Consider the following 16,133-nt stretch of genomic DNA (forward strand, 5'->3'; position numbering starts at 1 on the left):
GGATGCCGGCGGCGGCGTGCACGCACGCGCGCGGCGGCCTACAATCGCCGCCCCTGCGATGCCCCGCGGCCGGTTCCGCCGCCCCCCTGACGCCCATGAACGCCCCCGCCACCCCGGCCCACCTGGTGCCGCCGCCCAAGCCGCTGATGCGCTACAGGCCCTACTGGGCCAAGCGCTTCGGCGTGGCGCCGTTCCTGCCGATGAGCCGCGCCGAGATGGAGGCGCTCGGCTGGGATTCGTGCGACGTCATCCTCGTCACCGGCGACGCCTACGTCGATCACCCGAGCTTCGGCATGGCGGTGATCGGCCGCGTGCTGGAGGCGCAGGGCTTTCGCGTCGGCATCATCGCCCAGCCGGACTGGCACAGCGCCGAGGCGTTCAAGGTGCTGGGCCGCCCGAACCTGTTCTGGGGCGTGACGGCGGGCAACATGGACTCGATGATCAACCGCTACACGGCCGACCGCAAGATCCGCTCGGATGACGCCTACACGCCGGGTGGTGTGGCCGGCAGGCGGCCCGACCGTGCCTGCATCGTCTACGCCCAGCGCTGCCGCGAGGCGTACAAGGAGGTGCCGATCATCCTCGGCGGCATCGAGGCATCGCTGCGGCGGCTGGCGCACTACGACTACTGGAGCGACACGGTGCGCCGCTCGATCCTGCTGGACGCCAAGGCCGACCTGCTGCTGTATGGCAACGCCGAGCGCGCGCTGGTGGAGGTGGCGCACCGGCTGGCGCGGCGCGAGCCGATCGAGTCGATCACCGACGTGCGCGGCACCGTCTTCGTGCGCCGCGGCGTGCCCGACGGCTGGTGGGAAATCGACTCCACCGACGTGGATCGTCCCGGGCGCGTGGAGCCGCACCCCAACCCCTACGCGATGCCGCAGGAGGAAGGGGGCGCCGCCTGCGCGGAAGCAAGCGGGACGGGGGAGGTCCAGCCGGTACGCCTGATGCCGCGCGCCGCGGCGCTGCGCGCGCCGCGCGAGCGCACCGTGATCCGTCTGCCGAGCTACGAGCAGGTCAAGACCGATCCGGTGCTCTACGCCCATGCCAGCCGCGTGCTGCACCTGGAGACCAACCCCTACAACGCGCGTGCGCTGGTGCAGCGTCACGGCCACGGCGCCGCCGCGCAGGACGTCTGGGTCAACCCGCCGCCGCTGCCGCTGACCACCGAGGAGATGGACTGGGTGTTCGGCCTGCCGTACGCGCGCAGCCCGCACCCGGCCTACGCCGACGAGCGCGGGCGCCACGATGGCGCCACCAGGATCCCGGCCTGGGAGATGATCCGCTTCTCGGTCAACATCATGCGCGGCTGCTTCGGCGGCTGCACGTTCTGCTCGATCACCGAGCACGAGGGGCGCATCATCCAGAGCCGCTCCGAGGACTCCATCATCCGCGAGATCGAGGAGATCCGCGACAAGGTCAGCGGCTTCACCGGGGTCATCTCGGACCTGGGCGGGCCCACCGCCAACATGTGGCGCCTGGGCTGCAAAAGCCCCGAGATCGAGGCCGCGTGCCGCAAGCCGAGCTGCGTCTACCCCGGCATCTGCCCGAACCTGCGCACCGACCACGGGCCGCTGGTGCAGCTCTACCGCCGGGCGCGCGCGCTGCCCGGCATCAAGAAGGTGCTGATCGGCTCGGGTCTGCGCTACGACCTGGCGGTGCTCAGCCCCGAGTACGTCAAGGAGCTGGTGCAGCACCACGTCGGAGGCTACCTCAAGATCGCGCCGGAACACACCGAGCCCGGGCCGCTGTCCAAGATGATGAAGCCCGGCATCGGCACCTACGACCGCTTCAAGGCGATGTTCGACCGCTACTCGCGCGAGGCCGGCAAGGAACAGTACCTGATTCCCTACTTCATCGCCGCCCACCCCGGCACGAGCGACGAGGACATGCTCAACCTCGCGCTGTGGCTGAAGAAGAACGGCTTTCGCGCCGACCAGGTGCAGACCTTCTACCCGAGCCCGATGGCCACCGCCACCGCGATGTACCACACGGGGCTCAACCCGCTCAAGGGCATCCACCGCGACGAGCGCACCGAGCGCGTCGACGTGGTCAAGGGCGAGCGCCGGCGCCGTCTGCACAAGGCCTTCCTGCGCTACCACGACCCGAACAACTGGCCGCTGCTGCGCGAAGCGCTCAAGCGCATGGGCCGCGCCGACCTGATCGGCAATGGCAAGCATCACCTCGTGCCGGCGTTCCAGCCCGTCACCGACGGCGGCTACCGCGCGCCGCGGCGCGCCAACTCCACCCCGCCGGGGGGCAAGCCGCCGGCGCGCGCCGCCGCTCCGGCCACGCCGCCCAAGGGCCGCATCCTGACGCAGCACACCGGGCTGCCGCCGCGGCCCGGCGCGACTCAGCGGCCCGGCGCCAGGCCGAAGTCCAGCGGCAGGCCGACGTAGTTCTCGGCCAGGGTGCGCGCGCCGGCTTCGCTGTGCACCAGGTAGTCGAGTTCGGCCTCCTGGAATTTCTGCGCGATCTCCCCCTCGCCGGGGAAGCGGTGCATCAGGCTCGTGAACCACCACGAGAAGCGCTCGGCGCGCCAGACGCGGCGCAGGCAGCGCTCGCTGTAGTGGTCCAGTCCGGCGTCGCTGCGCTCGAGGTAATGCTCGATGAGCGCGTCGGCCAGGTATTTCACATCCGTGGCGGCGAGGTTGAGCCCCTTGGCGCCGGTGGGCGGCACGATGTGCGCGGCATCGCCCGCGAGGAACAGGCGGCCGAAGCGCATCGGCTCGGCGACGAAGCTGCGCAGCGGAGCGATGCTCTTCTCGATCGAGGGGCCGGTGACCAGCGCTTCGGCCGCGGCGGGGTCGAGCCGGCGGCGCAGCTCGTCCCAGAACGCCTGGTCGCTCCAGCCCTCCACCGTGTCCGACAGCGGCACCTGCAGGTAGTAGCGGCTGCGCGTGCGGCTGCGCATCGAGCACAGGGCAAAGCCGCGCGGGCTGTTGACGTAGATCAGCTCCTCGTGCACCGGCGGGGTGTCGGCCAGCAGGCCCAGCCAGCCGAACGGATAGACGCGCTCGTACTCCGTGATGGCGCTGCGCGGTACGCTGGCGCGGCTGACGCCGTGGAAGCCGTCGCAGCCGGCGATGAAGTCCGCCTCCAGCCGCTGCGCCACGCCATCCTTCTCGTAGCTGACCCAGGGGCGCGCGCCGTCGAAGTCATGGATGGCGACGTTGCGTGCCTCGTAGACGCTGGTGCGGCCGCTGCGCTGGCGCGCCGCCATCAGGTCGCGCGTGACCTCGGTCTGACCGTAGACCAGCACCGACTTGCCGCCGGTCAGGCCCTTGAGATCGATGCGATGACGCCGACCTTGCCACAGCAGGTCGAAACCCTCGTGCACCAGGCCCTCGCGGTGCATGCGCTCGCCCACGCCGGCCTCGTCCAGCACGTCCACCGTGACCTGCTCCAGCACGCCGGCGCGGATGCGCCCGAGCACGTAGTCGGCACTCTGGCGCTCGAGGATGACGTTGTCGATGCCGGCGTTGTGCAGCAGCTGGCCGAGCAGCAAGCCGCTGGGGCCGGCGCCGATGATGGCGACTTGGGTGCGCATGGGACTCCTCCTGGCAGGGTGGGGCGTGTCGCGCGTTGCTGAACGAAGCCGGGCGCGACGCCCTGTCCCATGCTAGGACGCAGCGGCTCGGCAGCGTCGGCCGTGCCCTCCTTTTTGCGCGATCATCGCGCACGGTGTGCGATCAGCGCGCAGATGTCCGGTGCGCCGTCGCGATCGGGGCGGCATGCGGTATCGTTGCGCCATGACGCTTGCCGCCGCCGACACCATCGCCGGCCTGATCAAGGGGCTGGCCGTGCTGGAGAGCTTCGACACCGAGCGCCAGCGCCTCAACGCCACGTTGGCGGCGCAGCGCGCGGGCCTGTCGCGGGCGGCGGCGCGGCGCCATCTGCTGACGCTGGCGCACCTGGGCTACCTGGAGACCGACGGCCACGACTACTGGCTGGCACCGAAGGTGCTGCGGCTGGCCGGTCGCTACCTGGCCAGCGCCCGCCTGCCGCGCACCGTGCAGCCGGTGCTGGACCGGCTGGCCGCGCGCGCAAGCGAGCCGTTCTCGGTGGCGGTGCTCGACGACGAGGCGGTCGTGGTCGTGGCGCGCAGCGTGCCGGTCGTGCCGGCCTGGGCGGGCGACGACGTGCTGGGTGGCTCGCTCGGCGATCCTGCCGCGGCGCGCGGGCGCAGCCGCTGGCTGGCCTACGGGCTGCACCTGGGTGCGCGCCTGCCGGCGCATGCCACGTCCACCGGACGCGTGCTGCTGGCGGCGTTGCCGGCGGCGCAGCTGCGCCAGTGGCTGGCGGCGCACGCGGGGCCGGACGGGCGCCTGCCGCGCCTGACGCCCTACACGGTGACCGAGCCGGCGGTGCTGCGGCGCGTGCTGCGTCAGGTGCGGCAGCAGGACCACTGCCTGTGCAGCGAGGAGCACGAGCTGGGCGTGCACGCGGTGGCGGTGCCGCTGCGCGATGCGCGGGGCCGCACGGTGGCCGCACTCAACGCCGTGCTGTCGCAGGAGCGGCTGCAGGCGGGCGCGGTGCAGCGCGAGCTGCTGCCGCTGCTGCAGCAGGCCGCGGCCGAGCTGCGGCCGCTGTTGTGACGGGGAGGCCACGATGGGACGTGCGAACGGGAGGCCACGCGGCCGCTGGCTGCTGGCGCTGCTGCTGGCCGGCGGGCTGGCCGCCTGCGGCGGGCCGGCGCCGCCGCTGCAGGCGACCGCGCCGGCCGACGCGCCGGTGGTCGTGGCCGTGCATGACGGCGACACCCTGCGCGTGCGCGACGCACACGGGCGCGTGCGCACCGTCCGGCTGGCGGCCATCGACGCGCCCGAGCTCGATCAACCCGGCGGCGCGCAGGCGCAGGCGGCGCTGCAGGGCTGGACGCTGGGCCGTGCGGTGACGCTGCAGGAGCGCGGTGACGACCGTCACGGGCGGCGACTGGCGGTGGTGTGGCGGCTGCAGGACGACGGCAGCGCGCTGGAGCTCAACCTCGCGTTGCTGCAGCAGGGCTGGGCTTGGCACTACCGCGCCCATGCCGATGAGCAGCCGCTGGCGGAGCGCTGGCGCTACGCCGCTGCGGAGCTGGCCGCGCGCCGCGCCGGCCGCGGCCTGTGGGCCGATCCGGACGCCATCCCGCCCTGGGAGTGGCGCCGGCTCAAACGTCGATCGCCTGCACCGAGCCGGCGCGCCGGCGCAGCTCGAACTTCTGGATCTTGCCCGTGCTGGTCTTGGGCAGCTCGCCGAACTCGACCGCGCGCGGCACCTTGAAGCCGGCCAGGTGCCGGCGGCAGTGCTCGATGATCTCCTGTGCGCTGGCCTGCGCACCGGGCTTGAGCTCGATGAAGGCGCACGGGGTTTCGCCCCAGCGCGGGTCGGGCTTGGCCACCACCGCCGCGGCCTGCACGGCGGGGTGGCGGTACAGCACGTCCTCGATCTCGATCGAGGAGATGTTCTCGCCGCCGGAAATGATGATGTCCTTGCTGCGATCCTTGATCTTGATGTAGCCGTCGGGGTGCTGCACCGCCAGGTCGCCGGTGTGGAACCAGCCGCCGGCGAAGGCCGCCGCCGTGGCCTCCGGGTTCTTCAGGTAGCCCTTCATCACGATGTTGCCGCGGAACATCACCTCGCCCATCGTCCGGCCGTCCCACGGCACCGGCTGCAGCGTCTCGGGGTCGAGCACGCGCGCGTCCTGTTGCAGGTGGTAGCGCACGCCCTGGCGCGCCTGCAGCCGCGCGCGCGCTTCCAGCGGCAGGGCCGCCCACTCGGGCTGTGGCGCGCAGACGGTGGCCGGGCCATAGACCTCGGTCAGGCCGTAGACGTGCGTCAGCTCGATGCCCATGGCCGCCATCGCCTCCAGCAGCGCCGCCGGTGGCGCCGAAGCGGCCACCATGCCGCGGATGCCGCGCGGCAGCCCGTGCTTGAGCTCCTGCGGCGCCTGCGCCAGCATCGCATGCACGATCGGCGCGCCGCAGTAGTGCGTCACGCCCCAGTGGCGCATGGCCTGCAGCACGGCGCCGGCCTCCACCTTGCGCAGGCAGACGTTGAGGCCGGCGCGCGCCGCCAGCGTCCACGGAAAGCACCAGCCGTTGCAGTGGAACATCGGCAGCGTCCACAGGTAGACCGGGTGACGCGGCATGTCCCACTCGAGGATGTTGGAGATGGCGTTGAGCGCGGCGCCGCGGTGGTGGTAGACCACGCCCTTGGGCAGGCCGGTGGTGCCGCTCGTGTAATTGAGCGCGATCGCGTCCCACTCGTCCCCCGGAGGATCCCAGGGATGCAGCGGGTCGCCGCCGGCCAGGAACGTCTCGTAGTCGACGGCGTCGAGCGCGGCGGTCGGCGCGCCGAAGGCGTCGTCGCGCGTCTGGATCAGCAGCAGCGGCTCGCGCCGGGCGCGCAGCGGCAGCGCCTGCGCCAGCAGCGCGCTGAACTCGGGGTCGACGATGACGGCGCGCGCCTCGCCGTGGTCCAGCATCCAGGCGATGGCGGCCGGCTCCAGCCGCGTGTTGAGGGCGTTGAGGACCGCGCCGGCCAGCGGTACACCGAAGTGCGCCTCCACCATCGGCGGCGTGTTGGGCAGCAGCACGGCCACGACGTCACCGCGCTGCACGCCGGCGGCGCGCAGCGCGCTGGCCAGGCGCCGGCAGCGCTCGGCGGTCTGCGCCCACGTGCGGCACAGGGCGCCGTCGCCGATGCCGTAGGCGATCGCGGGCAGCTCGGGATGAACCTCGGCGGCGCGCCGCAGGAAGTCCAGCGGCGTCAGCGGCGCGTGGTTGGCCGCGCAGCGCGGCAGGTCGTGGTCGGCGATCGGCATCGTGGTGTCTCCTCTCGTTGTCTTGGGGGGGCGTCAGGCCCGCCTGGGGCGGGCCCCGGGGTCAGGGCAGCAGATCCGAGGCGGTCGGCAGCCAGCCGTGGGGCCACGCCGCCGGCAGCGCGCCGTGGGGCCACGCCGCCGGCAGCGCGCCGTGGGCCGCCACCGCCTCGGTGACGGCCGTCACGGTCGCTTCGGTGCCGGCATCGGCAGGCAAGGTGGCCAGCCGTGCGCCGAGCAGCCCGGCCAGCACGTCGCCGCTGCCGGCGGTGGCCAGCCAGCCGCTGCCGCTGGCGACGATGCGCGGCGTGGCGTCGGGCGCCGCCACCACCGTGCCGCTGCCCTTGAGCACGACGATCGCGCGTGTGGCTTCGGCGAGCGCCTGCGCCGCCTCCAGCCGGCGCCGCTGCACCGCCGCCACGTCGCCGCCGAGCAGTCGCGCGGCTTCCAGCGGGTGGGGCGTCAGCACGGTCGTCCAACCGCGTGCGGCGCGTGCGTGCAGCCGTGCACGCCAGTCGGTGCCGTCGTCCGCGGCGGCCACCGCGCCGAGCGCACCCAGCGCATCGGCGTCCAGCACCAGCCGCGGCGCGCGCGCCAGCAGCGCCGGCAGCAGCGGTGCCAGCGCCTTCCCGCCGCCGCAGCCGGCCACGACCGCGGCGCGTTGCGGCAAGTCACCGTCGAGTGCCGCCGCGGCGGTGCGCAGCATCAGCGCCGGCTGGACGGCGTCGACGGCCGGGATGGCGTGCGCCGGTGCCGGCAGCCCGACCCACACCCGTCCGGCCCCGGCCCGCAGCGCGGCCCGGCCGGCCAGCAGCGCCGCGCCGGTCATGCCGACGCCTTCGTGCGCCGCGGGCGGCACGCCGCCCAGCACCAGCACGTCGCCGCGGCGCCCCTTGTGGCTGGCGTGGTCGGCGCGCTGCCGGGCTGCGTGCGGCCAGCCGCCCGGCAGGGCAAGCCACGCATCCGGCGGGGCCGCCGCGGCGTCCGCGCCGAGGTCGTCGAACCAGATCGCTGCACCGGCGGCGGCGCGGCCCAGGCCGGTGAACAGCCCGGGCTTGAGGGTCAACAGCGCCAGCGTGAGGCGCGGCCCGGCCGGCTGCGGCGGCGTGTCGGCCCACCAGTGGCCATGGTCGGCGTCGAGTCCGCTGGGCAGGTCGACGCACAGCGTCGGCGCCGGGCACGCCTGCAGCCAGCGCAGCGCGGCCAGTGCCGCGCCCTGCAGCGGGCGGTCCAACCCCAGGCCGAACAGGGCGTCGATCACCAGATCGGGTTCGGCTGCCGGGGGCTCGCCGATCAGCGCCACGCCCGCCGCGCGCGCCTGTGCCAGCGCCCAGCGGGCGTCGGGCGGCAGCCGCTCTTCGCAGCCGAGCCACCAGACCTCGACGCGCTCGCCAAAGCCGGCCTGGCACAGCCGCGCCGCCGCCAGCAGACCGTCGCCGCCGTTGTTGCCGCCACCGGCCAGCACCTGCACGTGGCGCGCGTGCGGCCGCCAGGCGCGCGCCAGCCGCGCCACGGCGGTGCCGGCGCGCTCCATCAGCGCGTGCGGGGGCAGCGTGGCGGCGGCCGTCTGCTCCAGGCGGCGGCTGGCCGCCGCCCCGTGCAGCGGCAACGGGCGCGCCGTGGCACCGTCCTCGGGTGCGCCGAGGTCAGGCAGGGGCAGGATGCGTCTCAGCATCGTGTCCGCAGTATAGGCACGGGCCTGGCGTGGTGGTGATCCGAGATGTGCCCGGGGCGTCGATGCTACAATCCCGAAGTTTTGCGCCGTCCCTGCAAGGGGGGGTGGCGCGGGACGAAATCGCGAGCCGGTCCTGTCCGGGTGTCGCGGCGAGGTGCCGCGATCGCGGGCCGGCTTCAGACCCAACCTTTGGAGAACCCTGCATCATGCCCGTGTCCATGCGCGAAATGCTGGAAGCCGGTGTCCACTTCGGGCACCAGACGCGCTTCTGGAACCCGAAGATGGCTCCCTACATCTTCGGCCATCGCAACAAGATCCACATCATCAACCTCGAAAAGACGGTGCCGATGTTCGAGGCGGCGTGCAAGTTCGTGCGCCAGCTGACCGCCAACGGCGGCACCCTGCTGATGGTGGGTACCAAGCGGCAGTCGCGCGAGATCGTGGCCGCCGAGGCGCGGCGTGCCGGCGTGCCGTACGTCGAGCAGCGCTGGCTGGGCGGCATGCTGACCAACTTCAAGACCGTCAAGTCCTCGATCAAGCGCCTCAAGGACATGCAGGCCCAGCGTGAGGCCGGTCTGGAGAACATGTCCAAGAAGGAGCAGCTGCTGTTCAACCGCGAGCTGGAAAAGCTCGAGCGTGACATCGGCGGCATCCAGGACATGAACACCCTGCCCGACGCCGTCTTCGTGATCGACGTCGGCTACCACAAGATCGCGGTGGCCGAGGCGAAGAAGCTCGGCATCCCGGTCATCGGCGTGGTCGATACCAACCACTCGCCCGAAGGGATCGACTACGTGATCCCCGGCAACGACGACTCGGCCAAGGCCGTGGCGATCTACGCCCGCGGCATCGCGGACGCCGTGCTGGAGGGCCGCAACGCCGCGCTGAGCGCGGTGGTGGAGGCTGCCGGCGCCGACGACGAGTTCGTCGAGGTGCAGGAGGCCTGATCCGGCGCCGGCGTGCGCCGCTGCACCGCCAAGGGGCCTCGCAGCCCCTTTTTCGCATCTGCCGGCGTCGCCGGGGTCGCGTCCTGGCGGCGTCACCGAAACGACATCCGCAACGCAGACGATTCCGGGTGGCCTGAGCGCCCCCAATTGGAGCAAGACGATGGCAGCTATCACCGCCAGCATGGTCGCGGAACTCCGCGCCAAGACCGACGCCCCCATGATGGAGTGCAAGAAGGCCCTTGCCGAGGCCGACGGCAACATGGAGAAGGCCGAGGAAATCCTGCGCGTCAAGCTGGGCAACAAGGCCGGCAAGGCCGCCAGCCGCATCACCGCCGAGGGCATCGTGGCCGCGTACGTGGACGGCAGCACCGGCGCCCTGATCGAGGTCAACTGCGAGACCGATTTCGTCTCGAAGAACGAGCTGTTCGCCAACTTCGGTCAGGCGCTGGCGCGCCTGGTGGCCGAGCAGGCCCCGGCCGACGTGGCGGCGTTGTCGGCGCTGCCGCTGGCGATGGAGGGCTTCGGCCCCACGGTGGAGGACGTGCGCAAGGGTCTGATCGGCAAGATCGGCGAGAACATGACCATCCGCCGCTTCAAGCGCTACGCCGGCGGTGGCCAGCTGGCCGTCTACCTGCACGGGGTGCGCATCGGCGTGATGGTCGAGTACGAGGGTGACGCCACTGCCGCCAAGGACGTGGCGATGCACATCGCGGCGATGAAGCCGGTGGCGCTGTCGGCCGCCGACGTCCCGGCCGAGCTGGTGGCCAAGGAGCGCTCGATCGCCGAACAGAAGGCCGCCGAATCGGGCAAGCCCGCCGAGATCGTCGCCAAGATGGTCGAGGGCGCCGTGCAGAAGTACCTCAAGGAGGTCGCGCTGCTGGACCAGGTGTTCGTCAAGGCCGCCGACGGCAAGCAGACCGTGGGCCAATACCTGAAGGGGGCTGGCACCACCGTCAAGGGCTTCACGCTGTTCGTGGTCGGCGAGGGCATCGAGAAGAAGCAGGACGACTTCGCGGCCGAGGTGGCCGCGCAGGTGGCCGCCGCGCAGAAAGCCTGACCGGCCGCTCCCTCGCCGAGGGCCGGCTCCCGTCGTGGGAGGCCGGCCCTTTTCGCAGCCCCGCGCCCCGGCGCGGCCCGTACAATCGCCGTCCAACCGCACCCACCGATCCCATGCCCGCTCTGCAACGCATCCTCCTGAAGCTTTCCGGTGAAGCCCTGATGGGCGACGAGGCGTTCGGCATCCACCGCGGCACGCTGGAGCGCATCGTCGCCGAGGTGGCCGACGTCGCCCATCTGGGCGTGCAGGTCGCCATCGTGATCGGTGGCGGCAACCTGTTTCGCGGCGTGGCCGGCGGCGCCTTCGGCATGGACCGTGCCACCGCCGACTACATGGGCATGCTGGCCACGGTGATGAACGCGCTGGCGCTGGGTGACACCCTGGAGCGCGCCGGCGTGCGCGCGCGCGTGATGTCGGCCATCGCCATCGACCAGGTGGTCGAGCCGTACGTGCGGCCCAAGGCGCTGCAGTACCTGGAGGAGGGCAAGGTGGTGGTGTTCGCGGCCGGCACCGGCAACCCGTTCTTCACCACCGACACCGCCGCGGCGCTGCGCGGCGCCGAGATCGGCGCGCAGCTGGTGCTGAAGGCCACCAAGGTCGACGGGGTCTACACCGCAGACCCGAAGAAGGATCCCGAGGCGCGGCGCTACCAGCGCATCAGCTTCGACGAGGCCATGGTGCGCCAGCTGCAGGTCATGGACGCGACGGCGTTTGCGCTGTGCCGCGACCAGAACCTGCCGGTGCGCGTGTTCTCGATCTTCAAGCCCGGCGCGCTCAAGCGCGTGGTCATGGGTGAGGACGAGGGCACGCTGGTGCACGTCTGACGTTCCACGTTTGCGAGAGGCCTGTCCCGATGAGCAGCATCCCCGAGATCAAGAAAACCGCCGAGCAGAAGATGCAGCAGTCGCTGGAGGCGCTGCGCGCCAACCTGGCCAAGGTGCGCACCGGCCGCGCCAACCCGGCGCTGCTGGACACCGTGCAGGTGGAGTACTACGGCGCGATGGTGCCGATCAGCCAGGTGGCCAACCTGTCGGTGCTGGACGCGCGCACGATTGGCGTGGCGCCATGGGAAAAGGGCATGGGCGCCAAGATCGAGAAGGCCATCCGCGAGTCCGACCTCGGCCTGAATCCGGCCTCGCACGGTGACCTGATCCGCGTGCCCATTCCGCCGATGACCGAGGAGCGCCGCCGCGAGCTGGTCAAGGTCGTCAAGGCCGAAGGTGAGCATGCCAAGGTGGCGATCCGCAACCTGCGCCGCGATGCCAACGAGCACGTCAAGCGTCTGGTCAAGGACAAGCTCGCCTCCGAGGACGAGGAGCGCCGTGCGCAGGACGACATCCAGAAGCTGACCGATCGCATGATCGCCGAGGTCGACAAGATGGTGGCGGCCAAGGAGGCCGACATCATGTCGATCTGAGACGGTCTGTCTCTTCCGCGACGTGAACGCGACCGACCAGCCCGCCACCGGCGTCGTGCCGGCCCACGTGGCCATCGTGATGGACGGCAACGGCCGCTGGGCGCGCCAGCGGCTGCTGCCGCGTGTGGCGGGCCACCGCGCCGGCATGGAGGCGCTGCGGCGCACGCTGACGCATGCGGTGCGCCGCGGCGTGCGCGTGCTGACGGTGTTTGCCTTCTCGTCGGAGAACTGGGCCCGTCCGCCCGATGAGGTGGCGGCGATCCTGCGCCTGCTGGGCCAGGCGCTGATCGACGAGGTGCCCCGCCTGCACGAGGCTGGCGTGCGGCTGCGCGTCGTCGGCGCGCGCGAGGGCCTGGAGCCGGCGCTGGTGGACGGCATCGCCGAAGCGGAGCGCCGCACCGCGGCCAATACGGCGCTCACGCTCAACGTCTGCTTCAACTACGGCGGACGCTGGGACATCGTTCAGGCGGCGCGGCGCCTCGCCGAGACCGGAGCGCCGATCACCGAGCGCACGCTGGCCGAGGCGCTGGCGCTGGCGCACGTGCCGGATCCGGATCTGGTCATCCGCACGGGCGGCGAGCAGCGCATCAGCAACTTCGTGCTGTGGCAGCTGGCCTACAGCGAGCTGTTCTTCACCGACTGTCTGTGGCCGGCTTTCGACGAGGCCGAGTTCGACCGCGCGCTGGCCGCCTACGCCCGGCGCCAGCGGCGCTTCGGCCGTACGCCGGAGCAGGTGGCGGCGCCGGCGGCCTGAGTCCACGGCACGGGGCCACGGGAGCAGGGTGTGCTGCGGTTGCGCGTGATCACGGCGGTGGTGCTGCTGGCGCTGCTGCTGCCGCCGCTGTTCCATCCCGGCTCCAGCGCGCCGTTCGCCGCCGTGACGTTGCCGCTGATGGGAGCGGCGGCGTGGGAGTGGGGGCGCCTGGCGGGCCTGGGGGAGGCGGCGGCGCGCTGGACGGCGGTGCCGGGGGCGCTGGTGCTGGGCGGCCTGTGGTGGCTGACCGGCGGGGCGCCGCTGCCGGGCTGGGCGTGGACGGCCGCGACGGTGGCGTGGGGCGTCGGGCTGGTGGTGGTGCTGCGTACCGGCATCGAGGCCTGGGGGAGGTGGCCGCGCGGCCTGCGCCTCGGGGTGGGCTGGCTGGCGCTGGCGCTGGCGTGGTGGGCGCTGATCACGTTGCACGCCCTCGGGGCCGGCGTGCTGCTCGGGGCGTTGCTGCTGGTCTGGGCGGCCGACATCGCGGCCTACTTCGGCGGCCGTGCGTGGGGGCGCCGCAAGCTGGCACCGCGCATCAGCCCGGGCAAGAGCTGGGAGGGCGCGCTGTGCGGCGGGCTGGCCGTGCTGGCGCTGGCCGCCGGGTGGGTGGCGCTGGGGCGGGCGCTGGGTGGCTGGTGGGCGCAGGGGCTGTTCCCGCGCCTGTGGGCGGGCGGCGCGTGGGCCGCCGTGCCGTGGCTGGTGCTGCTGACGGGGCTCAGCGTGGCTGGCGACCTGTTCGAGTCGCTGGTCAAGCGCAGCGCCGGCGTGAAGGATTCGAGCGGCCTGCTGCCGGGCCACGGCGGCGTGCTGGACCGCATCGACGCGCTGCTGCCGGTGCTGCCGGCCGTGCTGGCGGCGCTGGCTTGGCAGGGAGGCCGCGCATGACGGTGAGGAGGCGGTTGCGGCTGGCCATCCTGGGGGCCACCGGTTCCATCGGCAGCAGCACGCTCGACGTGGTGGCGCGCCACCCGGATCGCTTCGAGGTGGTGGCGTTGAGCGCGCAGCGCCAGGCGGAAGCGCTGGCGGAGCTGTGCGCGCGTTTTCGCCCGCGCTGGGCGGTGATCGGCGCGGCGCAGGCGCCGGCGCTGCAGGCGGCGCTGGCGCAGCGTGGCGTGACCGGGGTGGAGGTGCTGGCGGGGCCGGCGGCGCTGCCGGTGGTGGCTGCCGCGCCCGAGGTCGACGCGGTGATGGCCGCCATCGTCGGCGCGGCCGGGCTGGCGCCGTGCCTGGCGGCGGCGCGCGCCGGCAAGCGGCTGCTGCTGGCCAACAAGGAGGCGCTGGTGGTCGGCGGCGAGGTGTTCCTGCGCGCGGTGCGCGAGGGTGGGGCGACCCTCCTGCCGATCGACAGCGAGCACTCGGCGGTGTTTCAGGCGCTGCCCGAGGATCCGGCGACCTGGCCCGAACGCGTCGACAAGATCGTGCTGACGGCCTCCGGCGGGCCGTTTCGCACGCGCGATCCGGCGACCTTCGCCGAGGTCACGCCCGAGCAGGCCTGCGCGCACCCCAACTGGGTCATGGGGCGCAAGATCTCGGTGGATTCGGCCACGATGATGAACAAGGCGCTGGAGGTGATCGAGGCGCGCTACCTGTTCGGGCTGGAGCCGCAGCGCATCGACGTCGTCGTGCACCCGCAGAGCGTGGTGCATTCGATGGTGCAGTACCGCGACGGCTCGGTGGTGGCGCAGCTGGGCACGCCCGACATGCGCGTGCCCATCGCCTATGGCCTGAGCTGGCCCGAGCGCATCGCCTCGGGTGCGGCACCGTTGGACTTCACGCGGCTGGGAGCGTTGACGTTCGAGGCGCCGGATGCGGCCCGCTTCCCCGGCCTCGGACTGGCGTGGGAGGCGCTGCACGCGCCCTCGGGTACCACCGCGGTGCTCAACGCCGCCAACGAGGTCGCGGTGGCGGCCTTCCTCGACGGGCGGCTGCGTTTCGACCGGATCCACGCCGTCAACCGTGCGACGCTGGAGAGCTTCGTGCCACCGCCGCCGGCCGGGCTGGAGGATCTGCTGGCCATCGACGCCGAGGCGCGCGCCGTGGCCGCGCGCTGGGTCGGGCACTACGGGCGTTGACCGGCGCGGCGGACGCCGGCGTGTCACACTAGGGTCCATGCTGACGGTTTTCGCCTTCCTGGTGGCCATCGCGATCCTGATCGCGGTGCACGAATGGGGGCACTACCGCATGGCCGTGGCCTGCGGGGTGCCGGTGCTGCGCTTCTCGATCGGTTTCGGGCGGCCGCTGCTGCGCTGGCGCAACCGCGCCGGCACCGAGTTCGTCGTCGCCGCGCTGCCGCTCGGGGGCTACGTGCGGATGCTGGACGGGCGCGAGGGCCCGGTGGATCCCGCGCGCCGTCACCTGGCGTTCGATGCGCAGCCGCTGCGCAAGCGCGCCGCCATCGTGGCCGCCGGCCCGGCGGCCAACCTGCTGCTGGCGGTGCTGCTGTACGCCTTCGTCGGCTGGTGGGGGTTGGAGCAGCCGCAGCCGGTGCTGGGTGCGCCGGTCAGCGGCTCGCTGGCCGAGGCGGCCGGTCTGCGCGCCGGCGACCGCGTGCTGGCAGTGCAGGAGGAGGCCGACGCCGCGCCGCGCCCGGTGCGCTCGTTCGATGAATTGCGCTGGCAGCTGGCGCAGGCGGCGCTGCAGCGGCGTGACCTCACGCTGCTGGTCGGCGAACCGGATACGCCGGCGCCGCGCGCCGTGGCGCTGCCGCTGGCGGGCCTGCAGGCGCGCGACGTGGACGCGGCGCTGCTGGCGCGCATCGGCGTGGTGGCGCCGTGGTCGGCGCCCGTGATCGGCGAGGTGCGGCCCGACGGCGCGGCGGCGGCAGCCGGGCTGCGCGCGGGCGACCGCGTGCGCGCGGTCGACGGCCGCCCGGTGGAGGACGCCGCGCAGCTGCGCGCCTGGATCCGCGCCGCCGCGGACGCGGATGGCCGCGTGCGCCCGCAGCGCTGGGTGGTCGAGCGCGGCGGCGGCCTCGTGGAGCTGGAGGTCACCCCGCGCGCCGAGCGCCATGGCGACGGCTGGATCGGTCGCGTGGGGGCGATGATCGGCGCCGAGCCGGCGCTGACGGTCGTCGCGCTCGACCCTCCGGAAGCGCTCGCCGAAGGCGTGCGGCGCACGTGGGAGGTCGGGGCACTGACGCTGCGCATGCTCGGACGCATGGTGATCGGCGAGGCCTCGCTGCGCAACCTCAGCGGGCCGCTGACGATCGCCGACTACGCCGGCAAGTCCGCCGCGATGGGGGCACTGGCGTTCGTGTCGTTCCTCGCGCTGGTCAGCGTCAGCCTGGGCGTGCTGAACCTGCTGCCATTGCCCGTCCTGGATGGGGGGCACCTGATGTATTATCTCTGGGAGGCGGTGGTCGGTCGGCCGCCGTCTGAAATCTGGCTGGAGCGGCTGCAGCGTGCCGGGATCGGCCTGCTGGCCGCGCTGATGTCGCTGGCCCTCGTCAACGACCTGGTCCGGCTGTTCGGCTGAGCGC

14 protein-coding genes are annotated in these 16,133 nt (G+C 73.0%); 11 read left to right on the forward strand and 3 right to left on the reverse strand.

Annotated elements, in window-relative coordinates:
• The first annotated feature begins 95 nt into the window (after positions 1–95).
• Positions 96–2,399, forward strand: a complete 2,304-nt coding sequence (locus Tsedi_RS06965) for a YgiQ family radical SAM protein (protein ID WP_143895012.1) — start codon at positions 96–98, stop codon at positions 2,397–2,399.
• Here Tsedi_RS06965 and pobA read toward each other — a convergent pair.
• Positions 2,354–3,550 carry a 4-hydroxybenzoate 3-monooxygenase gene (gene pobA, locus Tsedi_RS06970; RefSeq protein WP_143895015.1) on the reverse strand — a complete coding sequence of 399 codons (1,197 nt, stop codon included), beginning with the start codon at positions 3,548–3,550 and terminating at the stop codon, positions 2,354–2,356. The two genes, Tsedi_RS06965 and pobA, sit on opposite strands and share 46 nt — an antisense overlap.
• Positions 3,551–3,752: 202 nt before the next feature.
• Here pobA and Tsedi_RS06975 point away from each other — a divergent pair, with 202 nt between their 5' ends.
• Positions 3,753–4,598: an IclR family transcriptional regulator domain-containing protein gene (locus tag Tsedi_RS06975; protein ID WP_143895017.1), complete on the forward strand. Its 846-nt coding sequence runs from the start codon at positions 3,753–3,755 to the stop codon at positions 4,596–4,598.
• 13 nt (positions 4,599–4,611) lie between these two features.
• Complete coding sequence (locus Tsedi_RS06980) at positions 4,612–5,265, forward strand: thermonuclease family protein (protein WP_143895019.1); 654 nt, start codon at positions 4,612–4,614, stop codon at positions 5,263–5,265.
• On the opposite strand, the gene Tsedi_RS06985 is transcribed toward Tsedi_RS06980, so the two are convergent.
• On the reverse strand, positions 5,153–6,808 hold the full coding sequence (locus tag Tsedi_RS06985) for an acyl-CoA synthetase (protein ID WP_143895021.1): 1,656 nt from the start codon (positions 6,806–6,808) through the stop codon (positions 5,153–5,155). The genes Tsedi_RS06980 and Tsedi_RS06985 overlap by 113 nt on opposite strands.
• A 61-nt stretch (positions 6,809–6,869) precedes the next feature.
• On the reverse strand, positions 6,870–8,480 hold the full coding sequence (locus tag Tsedi_RS06990; RefSeq protein ID WP_143895023.1) for an NAD(P)H-hydrate epimerase: 1,611 nt from the start codon (positions 8,478–8,480) through the stop codon (positions 6,870–6,872).
• A gap of 206 nt (positions 8,481–8,686) precedes the next feature.
• Between Tsedi_RS06990 and rpsB the strand changes: the two genes are divergently transcribed.
• The 8 genes from rpsB (at position 8,687) to rseP (ending at position 16,129) form a co-directional block, all read left to right on the forward strand.
• A complete protein-coding gene (rpsB, locus tag Tsedi_RS06995; RefSeq protein WP_143895025.1) occupies positions 8,687–9,427 on the forward strand; it encodes a 30S ribosomal protein S2 in 741 nt (246 codons plus the stop codon).
• Positions 9,428–9,587: 160 nt separating this feature from the next.
• On the forward strand, positions 9,588–10,484 hold the full coding sequence (tsf, locus tag Tsedi_RS07000) for a translation elongation factor Ts (RefSeq protein ID WP_143895027.1): 897 nt from the start codon (positions 9,588–9,590) through the stop codon (positions 10,482–10,484).
• 113 nt (positions 10,485–10,597) lie between these two features.
• Positions 10,598–11,308 (forward strand): UMP kinase, encoded by a 711-nt coding sequence (gene pyrH / locus Tsedi_RS07005; RefSeq protein ID WP_143895029.1) that lies wholly within the window; start codon positions 10,598–10,600, stop codon positions 11,306–11,308.
• 29 nt (positions 11,309–11,337) lie between these two features.
• Positions 11,338–11,901, forward strand: a complete 564-nt coding sequence (gene frr, locus Tsedi_RS07010; protein ID WP_143895031.1) for a ribosome recycling factor — start codon at positions 11,338–11,340, stop codon at positions 11,899–11,901.
• A gap of 22 nt (positions 11,902–11,923) precedes the next feature.
• Entirely contained in the window at positions 11,924–12,655 is a 732-nt protein-coding gene (uppS, locus tag Tsedi_RS07015) for a polyprenyl diphosphate synthase (protein ID WP_143895034.1), read from the forward strand.
• Between the two features lie 30 nt (positions 12,656–12,685).
• Positions 12,686–13,540 (forward strand): phosphatidate cytidylyltransferase, encoded by an 855-nt coding sequence (locus Tsedi_RS07020; RefSeq protein ID WP_143895036.1) that lies wholly within the window; start codon positions 12,686–12,688, stop codon positions 13,538–13,540.
• Positions 13,537–14,727 carry a 1-deoxy-D-xylulose-5-phosphate reductoisomerase gene (locus Tsedi_RS07025; protein ID WP_143895038.1) on the forward strand — a complete coding sequence of 397 codons (1,191 nt, stop codon included), beginning with the start codon at positions 13,537–13,539 and terminating at the stop codon, positions 14,725–14,727. The genes Tsedi_RS07020 and Tsedi_RS07025 overlap by 4 nt, the downstream gene beginning before the upstream one ends.
• Positions 14,728–14,764: 37 nt before the next feature.
• Complete coding sequence (gene rseP, locus Tsedi_RS07030; protein WP_143895040.1) at positions 14,765–16,129, forward strand: RIP metalloprotease RseP; 1,365 nt, start codon at positions 14,765–14,767, stop codon at positions 16,127–16,129.
• Positions 16,130–16,133 lie beyond the last annotated feature (4 nt).

The sequence above is a fragment of the Tepidimonas sediminis genome (genome assembly GCF_007556605.1).
Taxonomy (GTDB): Bacteria; Pseudomonadota; Gammaproteobacteria; order Burkholderiales; family Burkholderiaceae_C; genus Tepidimonas; species Tepidimonas sediminis.

Coding starts and splice junctions, on each gene's coding strand:
- Tsedi_RS06965 (WP_143895012.1), top strand. CDS start 96: ATGAACGCCCCCGCCACCCCGGCCCACCTGGTGCCGCCGCCCAAGCCG.
- pobA (WP_143895015.1), bottom strand. CDS start 3,550: ATGCGCACCCAAGTCGCCATCATCGGCGCCGGCCCCAGCGGCTTGCTG.
- Tsedi_RS06975 (WP_143895017.1), top strand. CDS start 3,753: ATGACGCTTGCCGCCGCCGACACCATCGCCGGCCTGATCAAGGGGCTG.
- Tsedi_RS06980 (WP_143895019.1), top strand. CDS start 4,612: ATGGGACGTGCGAACGGGAGGCCACGCGGCCGCTGGCTGCTGGCGCTG.
- Tsedi_RS06985 (WP_143895021.1), bottom strand. CDS start 6,808: ATGCCGATCGCCGACCACGACCTGCCGCGCTGCGCGGCCAACCACGCG.
- Tsedi_RS06990 (WP_143895023.1), bottom strand. CDS start 8,480: ATGCTGAGACGCATCCTGCCCCTGCCTGACCTCGGCGCACCCGAGGAC.
- rpsB (WP_143895025.1), top strand. CDS start 8,687: ATGCCCGTGTCCATGCGCGAAATGCTGGAAGCCGGTGTCCACTTCGGG.
- tsf (WP_143895027.1), top strand. CDS start 9,588: ATGGCAGCTATCACCGCCAGCATGGTCGCGGAACTCCGCGCCAAGACC.
- pyrH (WP_143895029.1), top strand. CDS start 10,598: ATGCCCGCTCTGCAACGCATCCTCCTGAAGCTTTCCGGTGAAGCCCTG.
- frr (WP_143895031.1), top strand. CDS start 11,338: ATGAGCAGCATCCCCGAGATCAAGAAAACCGCCGAGCAGAAGATGCAG.
- Tsedi_RS07025 (WP_143895038.1), top strand. CDS start 13,537: ATGACGGTGAGGAGGCGGTTGCGGCTGGCCATCCTGGGGGCCACCGGT.
- rseP (WP_143895040.1), top strand. CDS start 14,765: ATGCTGACGGTTTTCGCCTTCCTGGTGGCCATCGCGATCCTGATCGCG.